At 35.7% G+C, this 12,707-nt stretch carries 10 protein-coding genes; all 10 read right to left on the reverse strand.

All coding sequences use genetic code 11. The features are described 5' to 3' along the window. Positions 1 to 55: 55 nt before the first annotated feature. The 10 genes from BQ6100_RS20285 to dnaB all read right to left on the reverse strand — a co-directional run bounded on the left by BQ6100_RS20285 (position 56) and on the right by dnaB (position 12,649). Positions 56 to 217 carry a CxxH/CxxC protein gene (locus BQ6100_RS20285; RefSeq protein ID WP_075983337.1) on the reverse strand — a complete coding sequence of 54 codons (162 nt, stop codon included), beginning with the start codon at positions 215 to 217 and terminating at the stop codon, positions 56 to 58. A 191-nt stretch (positions 218 to 408) separates the two neighbouring features. Then, positions 409 to 1,632, reverse strand: a complete 1,224-nt coding sequence (locus tag BQ6100_RS20290; RefSeq protein ID WP_075983338.1) for a S1C family serine protease — start codon at positions 1,630 to 1,632, stop codon at positions 409 to 411. 250 nt (positions 1,633 to 1,882) lie between these two features. Next, complete coding sequence (locus BQ6100_RS20295) at positions 1,883 to 2,677, reverse strand: MBL fold metallo-hydrolase (RefSeq protein ID WP_075983339.1); 795 nt, start codon at positions 2,675 to 2,677, stop codon at positions 1,883 to 1,885. A gap of 7 nt (positions 2,678 to 2,684) precedes the next feature. Next, positions 2,685 to 3,497 carry a two-component system regulatory protein YycI gene (locus tag BQ6100_RS20300; RefSeq protein WP_075983340.1) on the reverse strand — a complete coding sequence of 271 codons (813 nt, stop codon included), beginning with the start codon at positions 3,495 to 3,497 and terminating at the stop codon, positions 2,685 to 2,687. Continuing rightward, positions 3,484 to 4,803 carry a YycH family regulatory protein gene (locus BQ6100_RS20305; RefSeq protein ID WP_075983341.1) on the reverse strand — a complete coding sequence of 440 codons (1,320 nt, stop codon included), beginning with the start codon at positions 4,801 to 4,803 and terminating at the stop codon, positions 3,484 to 3,486. Before BQ6100_RS20305 ends, BQ6100_RS20300 begins: the two co-directional genes overlap by 14 nt. 148 nt (positions 4,804 to 4,951) lie before the next feature. Then, on the reverse strand, positions 4,952 to 6,784 hold the full coding sequence (walK, locus tag BQ6100_RS20310) for a cell wall metabolism sensor histidine kinase WalK (protein WP_075983342.1): 1,833 nt from the start codon (positions 6,782 to 6,784) through the stop codon (positions 4,952 to 4,954). Between the two features lie 9 nt (positions 6,785 to 6,793). Continuing rightward, positions 6,794 to 7,501 carry a response regulator YycF gene (gene yycF, locus BQ6100_RS20315; protein WP_075983343.1) on the reverse strand — a complete coding sequence of 236 codons (708 nt, stop codon included), beginning with the start codon at positions 7,499 to 7,501 and terminating at the stop codon, positions 6,794 to 6,796. A 309-nt stretch (positions 7,502 to 7,810) separates the two neighbouring features. After that, positions 7,811 to 9,289 (reverse strand): M23 family metallopeptidase, encoded by a 1,479-nt coding sequence (locus BQ6100_RS20320; RefSeq protein WP_075983344.1) that lies wholly within the window; start codon positions 9,287 to 9,289, stop codon positions 7,811 to 7,813. A 382-nt stretch (positions 9,290 to 9,671) separates the two neighbouring features. After that, complete coding sequence (locus BQ6100_RS20325) at positions 9,672 to 10,964, reverse strand: adenylosuccinate synthase (RefSeq protein WP_075983345.1); 1,293 nt, start codon at positions 10,962 to 10,964, stop codon at positions 9,672 to 9,674. Positions 10,965 to 11,281: 317 nt separating this feature from the next. Beyond that, positions 11,282 to 12,649 (reverse strand): replicative DNA helicase, encoded by a 1,368-nt coding sequence (gene dnaB, locus BQ6100_RS20330; RefSeq protein ID WP_075983346.1) that lies wholly within the window; start codon positions 12,647 to 12,649, stop codon positions 11,282 to 11,284. Between the last annotated feature and the right edge of the window lie 58 nt (positions 12,650 to 12,707).

The following is a 12,707-nucleotide window of genomic DNA, read 5'->3' on the forward strand; positions in this document are numbered from 1 at the left end:
ATATCCACAACACTTATCCACATGTCCACATTTTTTATCCACATCTTGTAGGCGATCAACTGTTCGCCACAACATATACTGCCGGATTTTGACAATATTCACAGGTTGTTGATAACTTATTTTCCTCTTCAATTTTCGACAAATTCGGAAACGTCTCATATTCGTCCACGATTGTATCTAAGGCAATATCGACATGTTCTTCACAACAATAAATCATCCTTACTCCACCTTTTCTTTTTCGACAAGTTTATCCATTTCCCGTCATTTTCTTAAGCCAATACCTTCAAAAACTTATCCACAATCCATATGTTATCATCAAAATGAAATTGAGCAAAGTGTGGATTAATTTATATAAAAAAAAGCAGGAGGCAAATATATGCTTCCTGCTTTTAGGTTATCCACATGTGATTAAAGTGATTCTTTCCCCAGCTTCATCGTTGTTTCTTTCAGTTTTCCATCTCGATAAAACTTGATCTGCATTTGGTCACCAATCTTCTTATCTGTGTATAGATGTTTTCTTAGTGAAATGACGTCTGTTACCTTTTCCCCATCTAACTCTACAATAACATCTAATTCCTTTAATCCAGCTTGATCAGCTGGTGAATTAGGAGAAACACTTTTAATTGCAACCCCATCCTTTACCTTGCTAGGGAGCTTTAAGGCCTCTTGTTGATAATAGGCTGGGATTTCATTCACTGACTGCAATTCTAAGCCCATAAATGGTCGATTCACTTTTCCATTCACTTCAAGATCTTCAATAATTGGGATGGCTGAATTGATAGGAATTGATAGTCCTATTCCTTCTACTGCATTTTCAGCAATTTTCATAGAGTTTATTCCAATGACCTGACCAGCAATATTAATAAGAGCACCACCGCTATTGCCCGGGTTAATCGCAGCATCGGTTTGAATAACCTCTGCTTGCCAATCCTCAATTCCATCCGAATTTATATCAACAGGGACAGCACGTTCTAAACCAGATACAATTCCTTGTGTAACAGAGCCAGAAAAGGTTTGACCGAGTGGATTCCCAATCGCAATCACTGGTTCCCCTGGCTTTAACGTATCGGAATCCCCAAATTCAGCTATTTTCTTCACATCTTTTGAACTAATCTCTAATACAGCTAGGTCCGTCCATATATCGCTTCCACGTAACTTTGCAGGAACCTTCGTACCATCTGCCAAGGTTACTTCTAATTCACTAGCACCCTCAACGACATGATTATTGGTAACTACGTAAGCCTTGCTTCCAGCCTTTTTGTAAATCACCCCTGAACCAGTGCCTGCCTCCTGGTTTTCATCCATTCCCCAAAAGCCAGCTGATTGAAGATTGGTTATTCCAACGACTGCATCACTTGCCTTGTCTACAGCCTTTGTCACATCCGTTTCTACATTAACAGAAACATTCGTTGATTTATTATTTCCGCCATTGTCGGCCTGTGTTTCCTCCTGCAAGCCTTCATCAGGCTGAATCGTGTAAGGGAGTAAATTATAATCTGCTAGTTTAGGGATCGAAACAATGACAAGAATAGCTCCTAAAATAACACCGACCAAGCTTGCAAAGAAATATCCGCCTCGATTTCCCTTTTGTTTTTTATATTGATCTTGATAATCCTGGTCATAATAACCCATTCGACATCTATCCTTTCAACTCGAACGATTGCTAAGAGTTATTTTTCCTATTCACCTTTATTATAATCGGTGATTCCAAAATTTCTAAACAAAAAACCTTATATTGTGAAATCTTACAGATTTATTAATATTTTAGTCTTAATTTGTTAATAAATTGTTTATAGGAAAAAAGAATAGACTTTATTCATAAATTTGCCCTCTGAACATATAAAGAGAAACCCTATAAGACCACAATCAGTTTCCAATAACTTTAAACAGCTGTTAAGGCTGTTGGAATTTTTGGATCGGTATCATATAGATCAAACTGTTCTCCAACAATTAACCCTCTCGTTTGTAAGGTTTGGCTCACTGCCATTCTCGCTAGGTCCTTCATATTATTGTCTAAGCTTAAATGAGCTAAATAGATACTTTTAGTTTGATCTCCAATAACATCACTCATAGCTATAGCTGCATCCTCATTGGAAACATGTCCAACATCACTTAGAATTCGCCTCTTAGTATTCCACGGGTAACGTCCCATTCTAAGCATTTGCACATCATGGTTGCTTTCAAATACATACGTATTTGCATTTGAAATCGTCCCCTTCATTCTATCACTTACATAGCCTGTATCGGTGATGAGAACGAGCTTTTTCCCTTCATGATGGAAAACATAAAACATCGGTTCAGCAGCGTCATGTGAGACTCCAAAGGATTCAATATCAAGGGAGCCAAATGACTTAACCGACTCCATTTCAAAGATAAACTTTTGTTCTGTCGGTACTTCCCCAATTAATCCTTCCATGGCACGCCATGTTTTTTCATTTGCATAAATCGGTAATTTATATTTACGGGCCACAACACCCATCCCTTTAATATGGTCGCTGTGCTCATGCGTTACAAATAATCCGGAAAGCTTGCTTATGTCTCGATCAATTTGCCCAAATAATGCCTCCAATTGCTTACCACTTAGACCGGCATCGACCAAGAAAGAATGCTCCTCCGTTTCAACATAAATCGCATTTCCCGTACTCCCGCTTGCGAGAACACTAAAATGCATTGACATTTCTACCTCACTCCACAATTTTATTATCTTCGTTATTTAATTGTATCAACTGACCCTCGAAAGCATTGATAAATAAGTCCTGTTCACCGTTGATTACTACCCTCCAAGCAGGAGTCAGCACCTGAGATGAGGTAAGGTGGACAAGCGTATAGTAGCCTAACTCAACATTAGATATATAACTATTAGGCTTAATCATCCCTTTTTCATAAAGGGTCTCAATTGCTTCAATAGGCTTTAATACTTTTTCCTTATTTTTAAGTTCTTTTACATTCTCCAGCAAAGTCTGTTTGTAGGATATGACTTCATATTTATCATTTAAATAGAATGTAAGCTCACCATATATATTTTTATAAAAGCTTTTTTCCTCATATTGCTGATAATACGTAATCGTTTTTTCTTCCTTATTCACTTCCCAGAATCGGTATTGATCACCATAAAGCACGTGCTTATTAATAAAATTATTTAACTTAGCCTGATCAATAGCCTTCCCGAGCTTCACTGGTTTTTCCAAAACTGATTCAAGTAGAAAGGATTTGTTTGAAATCCTAATGGATTGATCCTTCAACTTGGAGGGTCCGTACCATTTCAGTTCATCACTTTTAAAGGATTTAGGAATGGCTCTTAAATAATTATCCTTGACGTCCCCTTCTGGGAGCTCACTATATTCAATTCCATCTGTCTTTAATTGCTTATCTATCGATGTTTCAGTCAAAAATTCATACTGACTTGAGGTTCTTAATGTAATGAATTCATACAATAAATAAAAATCCAGTAACAGGAAGGAAATGATAAAAATGGTTTTAATCTTACTCCAATCCATGAATGATTCCCCCCTGTTCACTATCTTTAACCTGAACCCACTGGTTATTATAACGATAATACCAACTCGGTTCTAACTTAAGAAGCAAATCCTGAGAATCATTTGACATCTTATATCCAACGACTAAATCAGTTAACATTTCAGGATTGAAATTTTTCTGTTTCTTTAGTTGATCCAAAATCTCTTTTCCAGATGCAAGCTTTTTATTTGTTGAGTCTGTTAAAAGATCTAAAGAGAAATTATTTCTCACATATTTAATTATATCGTTCTGTCCCCATACTTGAAGAATCTCGGATATTCCCTCATTACTAAACACAGGAAGACCGTTTCTTTCATAAAGACGAAAGGTTACAGAAGGATTAGCAACATTCATTCCGGTATAAAGAAAGGCATCTGTCCATCCGCCATGATTATTAACAAAGTCTATACTTTTTTGCAAAAGAGTACTCCCGTCAATCGAATACTCCTCTTCTGCAGCTGGATTTAAATATGAAATAGTATGGTTTTTATGATTAACCCTCATTAAGGTTAATCCATTTGTATATTCCTCACCTGTAGAAATATAGTTTTTTTGTACAAAGCTCGGATCGCTAAATAAGGCATTTTTAAATTTTTTGAGTGATAATTCTTCGATAACATAGCTTAATACAGGGAATGTACTTTCCTTTTCTCTTAAATAAATCATATGTTTATTGGAAAGCTTAGAAGCAACATACCCTTGAAACTTTTTACTAGAACGACTATTTTTATAAAAATTGTTTTTAAATAAATTAATATAAGAAGAATTGACTCTACTTTTAATCACCTTTTGATTATTGTAATCAATGAAATAAACAAAGCCTTCTTCTTTATTAAAATCCTTCACATTAATAACGATTCTGTCAAAGATAAAGTCAGGTTCTTTCCCTTTTATATCTAAAAAGTCCTTATAAATTCCGAACGGAACACTACCTGGGAAAACAATTTCAGCCATTCCCTCTCGTCGAACAAAGCTTGATACAGACTTTACATCCGAAGAATCATCCTCAAAATCACTAAATGTCCATCTACTAAATTCCTTAAACGTCCGATCTATTTCTGTTGGATCTGTTGTTCCAAGCATGAGATCTGTATGGTGATAAAAAATCCGATCAGCCTTAATGATCCTTTTAATATCCCTCTTTTGCCCTAAAGAGATTTCTTCAACGGTTTCCCCGTTTTCGACAGTTTCATAATCAGGCTGATAGGTCCAAAGACTCCAAGTTAGCAATCCACTTGATAAAACTAAAATGATTAAGATGACAGATTTTATTTTTTCGTATTTCATTCCCAATCATCCTCTTCCGTTTTAACATAAGGAAGGCTAAACGATATGGTCGTCCCTTTTCCTTCGACACTACTTGCCCATGNCCAAGTTAGCAATCCACTTGATAAAACTAAAATGATTAAGATGACAGATTTTATTTTTTCGTATTTCATTCCCAATCATCCTCTTCCGTTTTAACATAAGGAAGGCTAAACGATATGGTCGTCCCTTTTCCTTCGACACTACTTGCCCATATGTTACCCCCATGAGCCTCAACCATTTCCTTAGCAATAGCTAAACCAAGCCCTGTTCCACCAAGTTTCCTCGATCTCGCTTTATCAACCCGATAAAATCGATCAAATATCCGCTTAATATTAGCCTTTGGTATACCTACACCCTGATCGGAAATGCTTATAACAATTTTATTATCATTTTCCTGCATGCTAAACTTGATCATTCCTCCCTCAGGAGAAAATTTCAAAGCATTTGAAATAATATTATCCAACACTTGAGTAAGCCTATCCTCATCAATTTCTATAAAAACTGCATGATTCGGTAATTTCCTTTTAAACGTAATGTTTTTTTCTTTTGTTAACTCAAAACGATCGATAATTTGATTGAAAAAGCCAACAAAATTTACCCATTCTTTCCTGAGTTTATAATCCTTGCTGTCCATTTTCGATAATTGAAGTAACTCATTAACAAGACGAATCATACGCTCAGTTTCATTCTGTGCTACGTTTAGAAAACGAGGAGCTATTTCTTCATCCTTCCAAGCACCATCAGATAATGCTTCAATATAACTTCTCATTGTAGTAAGAGGTGTCCGTAGCTCACGGGAGACATTCGCAACAAACTCTCTTCTCTCCATATCGATTTTTTCCGATTCTGTAATATCATGTAGAACCGCAATTAATCCATTAACAAAGCCTGTTTCCTTTTGAATGACTGAGAAATTAGCACGTAATATATATGGATTATCAGCTGTACTATAATTTAATATCATAGATTCCTGTTCAATTAATAAATCTTCAAAGCAGTATTCTTCCTCTATATCTAATAAAGATACAATAGAAGTAGATAGGACTGTTTCACGTGAAACATCTAGTAACTTAAGAGCAGGTTCATTAATAAGAATAACCCTACCCTTCCTATCCGTTGCAATTACACCATCAGTCATATATGAAAGAACAGATGAAAGCTTCCTTCTCTCTCCCTCGGTCGTTGCTTGAGCTTCTTGAAGCTTCTTGGTTAAATTATTAAAGGTCATCGCAAGCTGACCAATTTCATCATATCCATAAACTTTAACTTTTCTTGAAAAGTTCCCTTTTGTCATGGCTAAGGCTTGTCTTCTCATATCAGATATTGGTCTCGTAATGGTTTGAGCTAATAAAATACCTAGAATAGCCGTAATAAATAAGGCTATAAAGGTTCCTGTGGCAAAAATTTTGTTAATGCCCTTCATCTGGGAATAAACATTCTCTATTTTTGCCTTAACATATACGATGCCAATGATATCCTCACCTGATTTAATTGGTGTAGCTGAAACCCAGACACGTTGCCTTGTTTGTCTATCAATTAAGACAACTGGATCATCCTTCTGCCTAACAAAAGCTCTTCTTATCAAGGTATCTGTTGTTTTTTTGCCTACTACTCCCTGATTATCTGGATCCGATGTCCCTAATATTTTTAATGAATCTCCTTCAATCACCATTACTTCAGATATATCCGAAGCCCGAAAATCAACTAATATATCCTTAACACTATCCTCTATAGACAAAGGCTCTTCTTCGACTGATCGGTCCTTTGTCATTTCTTCTTCTAGTAAATAGGTGATATAAGCAATTCTTTCTTTTAAATTAGTTTGAAAATTAGTTAGTAGACTAGATTCTAATTGCCGAACAAAATAAACGCCGATAATTTGCATGGCTAATAATATTAGCAGCATGTAAATCATGACTAATTTAACGTGAATAGAACGAAAAAATCCAACATTTCTCATGGGAAAAGGTTACTCCTGTTCAGGATTTCTTAAATAATAGCCAACACCTCTTCTAGTTACAATCCATGTAGGATGACTAGGATTATCCTCGACTTTTTCCCTTAGTCGACGAACAGTCACATCAACCGTTCTTACATCCCCATAATAATCATATCCCCAGACTGTTTGGAGTAAATGTTCCCTTGTCATTACTTGTCCTATATGTCTTGCTAAGTAATGAAGAAGTTCAAATTCTCGGTGAGTGAGTTCGATTTTTTCTCCCCGTTTGGATACAATATAAGCATCGGGATGAATAACGAGAGAACCAATCGTAATTTCATTAGATTCCTCTTCCTCCACCTGCGAAGGAACTTGTTGATGTCGTCTTAAATTTGCCTTTACTCGTGCAATTATTTCCCTTGTGCTAAATGGTTTTGTCACATAATCATCTGCACCTAATTCAAGCCCAAGTACTTTATCAATTTCTGAATCCTTTGCTGTCAGCATGATAATGGGCATTTCATACTTTTTTCTTACTTCTCTACATACTTCCATCCCATCTCTTTGTGGAAGCATAATATCCAATAGGATTAATTCTGGCTTAATCTCTTCAACCATTTCTAATGCCTCATTGCCATCGTAAGCGCAATGGACTTCAAATCCTTCCTTTGTTAAATTAAATTGCAATATATCAGCGATTGGCTTTTCATCATCGACAACCAAAATTATCTTTTTCATTGTCTTCCTCCTTATTTCTAAGTGTGATGCCTGCAATTTTCTCTCTAATAAAGCAAAAGAATTTATCATTATCATGCAATTAATTTACTTCAAAGTGTGAAAAAAATATATTTTGTATGCATGTAATTTTTTTCGTTTCATTATTAACTTTAACATTTTATATGATGGAATTCATCTATTTGCGATAAGCAGATTATTCCTTGATAAGAACATTTTATAATAAATGGTCCCTTTTTTTCTGGGTTACATTCCATATAGACAAAAAAACTTGCCACATAGCAAGTTCCTTTGTTCTATATATTATTTTGCTTATCTTAAATAGCTTAAAGGATTTTTCATTGTACCATTTTTATATACTTCAAAGTGTAAGTGAACCCCTGTTGAATCCCCTGTAGAGCCCATTACTCCTATTTGAGTACCTTTTGGAACGGTTTGACCAACCTGAACAGAAATGGATGCAAGATGTCCATAGACAGTTCGGTAACCATTTTGATGATCAATTGTTATCTTATTTCCATAACCGCCATCCCAACCAGCGGATACAACGACACCATTGTCTGCAGCTGTTATCGTATAGTTACTTGGTCTGGCAATATCTATTCCTTTATGGATCTTACCCCATCTGTATCCCATTTGACTGGAGATATAGCCCCCGCTTGTTGGCCATGAAAATGATCCATCTCCTCTTGATGGGATCACCTTTGTTCCCTTAACGATGATGCGTTTTACAGGTTTACTAATGATGGTTTCTTTAATTGTTTCTCTTTTAACTTCTTTTCCATTTTCCTCAGAGATGATATAGGTGACAGAACGTTTTCCGTTCTTTCCTTTTTGTTTAACTGTTTTATCACCCTTATACATGGAGGAATCTTCAATCACTTCTGTTTCGTACTTCATTTTCTCATTTTTATTTGTTTCCTTATCAATGATTACTGTGACTATTGGCTTTGTTACAGTGACATTAATTTCATCGCCTATATTAATTAAGGAGTCTTCCTTTAGTCCTTTGTTAAGTGATAATAATTTTTCAAGATCCATATGATGATCACTTGCTATAGAACCTAGAACATCTCCTTCTTTTACCTTATACTTTTTTTCTTCTAATGTTCCCTTTTCTAAGAACTTTACAGCTTCCTTAAGGGAAAGAATTTTTTCAGGTTCTATTTTTCCCTCAGCTATCGTAACATCCTTAGATAGGCGTACATCCATGATTCTAGATTTATTTGACTTTAATGGGGGTAATTTCGCCTCGGGATTTTCCTTTCTCTTTTCTACTGCCTCTAATTGCTTTTTAGAAACATATTGTAGCTTGAGTGTATGAATAACCTCTTGGGCGACCTTTTCATCTTCAACATAGGTAATTGGTTTACCATCTATCAATAATGCTGTAGCATCAGCCTGAACCTTTAGTTCTTCCTTTATTTCTTGTACTACTTTTTGATTATTGATTTTGGAATCGGAATTAAAGACTTGCTCTGGAATAAAAGTAAGTTGATTACCAACTGATAAATCATATTTTTCAAAGGATTGTTTTTCTTGATTGATTTTTGCATTTATTACTTCATCAACAACATCTTTATCAGAAACTGTGCCTAGATATTCATTATTTAAATAAACATAATACACGGTAGTTAAATTTGGATCTTTTGCAAAAGCAGAAGACATTCCTCCACTTAAAGAAAGCGAACTGATCGTTAGTGCAGCTATAGTAGTTTTCATTAGCTTTGTTTTAATACTAGTAGATGCATTTCTTGTATGTATAGAGATTCTATTTTTTCCAAAAACCATTATTAACCTCCTATACTAATAAAAATTAACAAATTCATTATGTATTAGTTAAACATCACACCTCTATAATTTATCATAAATCGAGTTTTATAGATTATTAGTTTTCATAATGTAACATAAATGTATAGAAGCTGACATTTTATGACGAAATATGACAATTTATTGGTAGCGCTTTCATTGATATTAAACAGAGGTTAATCCACGTATATACATGGGTGTTTACAGCTGTAAGTGTCGGAGGTTATTCTTATATTAGAATCAACATCCCAAATATTGTTATTTTTATTACAATTATGTTACAAAAAAGGGGCTATCCCTCATGATGCCTTGCACCTTTTGGGATAGCCTCTACTATTGTTCATATTTTTGTAAAAAGTAATGATTAGTTTTGTCTCCATGGACTGAGTACTACATTTGTTTGTGTGCGATCTGGTCCGACAGAGAAAATTGAAAGTGGTATACCGGTTAATTGAGCCACACGCTCTATATAATGTCTTGCATTAGCTGGGAGTTCATCAAGTGATTTGCAGCCAGTAATATCCTCTGTCCAACCTGGTAATTCTTCATATACAGGTTCACATTCAGCTAATACCTTTAAGCTTGCAGGAAATTCTTCAATGATTTGATCTTTGTATCGGTAGGCAACGCAAATTTTTAAAGTATCGATTCCTGTCAATACATCCACGGAATTTAGAGATAAATCTGTGATTCCACTTACACGGCGGGCATGGCGAACCACTACACTGTCAAACCATCCTACACGACGTGGGCGACCTGTTGTTGTACCGTATTCCCGACCAACTTCACGGATTTGGTCTCCAATTTCGTTGTTAAGCTCTGTAGGGAATGGGCCATCACCAACGCGAGTTGTATAAGCCTTACATACTCCAACCACGTGCTTAATTTTGGAAGGTCCAACTCCAGAACCGATTGTTACTCCTCCAGCAACAGGGTTAGATGATGTAACAAATGGATATGTACCTTGGTCGATATCAAGCATAACACCTTGGGCACCCTCGAATAATACCCGTCTGCCTTCATCTAGCGCATCATTCAATACAACTGATGTATCTACTACATATTTCTTAATCTGTTGTCCATATTCATAATACTCATCCAGTATATCTTCAAGTTTAAATCCTTCTGTTTCGTATATACGCTCGAACAAAACATTTTTTTCTTCCAAATTACGAACGAGCTTTTCTTCAAATACTTCACGGTCAAGAAGGTCAGCAATTCGAATACCAACACGTGCTGCCTTATCCATGTATGCAGGGCCAATCCCCTTTTTGGTTGTACCAATTTTATTTGCGCCCTTTCTATTCTCTTCTACTTCATCTAGCTTTAAATGATATGGAAGAATGACGTGGGCACGATTACTAACTCTTAAATTTTCCGCAGTTACACCTTTTTCTTTTAAATATGCAAGTTCGGCAACAATTGCTTTAGGGTCAACAACCATCCCATTTCCGACCACACAGATTTTCTCTTTATAAAAAATCCCTGATGGAATTAAATGCAATTTATAGGTTTCTCCATTAAAACGAATTGTATGTCCAGCGTTGTTACCCCCTTGGTAACGAGCAATCACTTCTGCATTTTCTGATAAAAAGTCGGTAATTTTACCTTTTCCTTCATCTCCCCACTGGGTTCCAACAACTACTACTGATGACATAAATAAAAGCACCTCCAAAGGTAAGCAATAAAAATTATAAATATTTTCAAACATATTAAGTTTACCAATACAAAAAGGAATAAGTCAATGAAAACACGAACATTTATATTAAAAATTATTTTATATGTTCGTGGTTTTCTAAAATATTTTACAAAAGCATCATTATTATTGCTAAAAATGTAATAAATTATCCTTTTTTATAAATATTTTCATTATTCCTTAGTTTCTTAAATTCATTTATATAAAAAGGGATACCCGATAAGATGATAGGCATCTTATTGGGTATCCCCTTATTTTTTTATTGAAAAGACGATTTATTATGCACCTGGTGGGATATTGGCATTGTCAAAGCGTCTCTCTAAATTGACAAACTTGTTATACTCTTTAACAAAGGCTAATTGAACGGTACCGGTTGGACCATTACGTTGTTTTGCAATAATAATTTCTATAATATTTTTATTCTCCGATTCTTTATCATAGTAGTCATCTCGGTATAAAAACGCAACGATATCGGCATCTTGCTCGATACTTCCTGATTCACGAATATCTGACATCATTGGGCGTTTATCCTGACGTTGCTCAACCCCACGGGAAAGCTGTGATAATGCAATTACCGGCACTTCCAATTCACGGGCTAATGCCTTCAATGACCTAGAAATTTCAGATACCTCTTGTTGACGGTTTTCGCCTGATCGACCACTACCAAGAACCAGTTGAAGGTAATCAATTAGAATCATCCCTAGACCATGTTCTTGCTTCAAGCGACGACATTTGGAACGAATATCACTCACTCTTACCCCAGGGGTATCATCAATAAAAATACCAGCATTAGACAAGCTTCCCATAGCCATGGTTAGTTTGCCCCAGTCTTCATCTGTTAAACTTCCTGTACGAAGACGTTGAGCATCAATATTTCCTTCCGCACATAGCATACGCATTACTAATTGTTCTGCACCCATCTCTAAACTAAAAATGGCTACATTTTCACCTGTTTTTGTAGCAACATTCTGAGCTATATTTAATGCAAAGGCTGTTTTACCTACAGAGGGACGTGCCCCAACAATAATTAAATCATTGCGTTGAAACCCTGCAGTCATTTTGTCTAATTCGAAAAAACCTGTCTCTATTCCAGTAATATCACCTTTACGATTATGCATGATTTCAATATTATCGTAAGTTCGGACTAAGACATCTTTTATATTATGAAAGGAACCTGCATTTTTACGTTGAGCTACTTCTAGAATACTTTTCTCAGCTTCTCCTAAAAGTACCTCTACTTCATCCTCACGGGTATAACCATCCTGAGCTATTCCCGTTGCTGTACGAATAAGTCTGCGCAGTAATGACTTTTCTTCTACAATTCTTGCATAGTATTCAATATTTGCAGCTGTAGGAACAGAGGCAGCAAGCTCACTAAGATAACTAACTCCGCCAGTATCCTCAAGTAGATCACTAGATGCCAATTCAGCAGTAACGGTAACTACGTCCACCGCTTTTCCTTGATCGCTTAGTTTTAACATTACATTAAAAATTTTCTGGTGTTGAGCTCGATAAAAATCTTCTGGTATCAATATCTCAGAAGCAAGTGTTAATGCCTGTGGATCTAAAAATATAGCCCCTAAAACTGCCTGCTCAGCCTCAATATTTTGAGGAGGAAGACGATCCGCATATAATAAATCACTCATTATGGAATAACCTCCCGTTTTTTAGAGGATCATTTTTATCAAATAAATTAAGTCTATT

It is taken from the genome of Bacillus massilinigeriensis (assembly GCF_900117315.1).
Classification (GTDB): domain Bacteria; phylum Bacillota; class Bacilli; order Bacillales; family Cytobacillaceae; genus Bacillus_BE; species Bacillus_BE massilionigeriensis.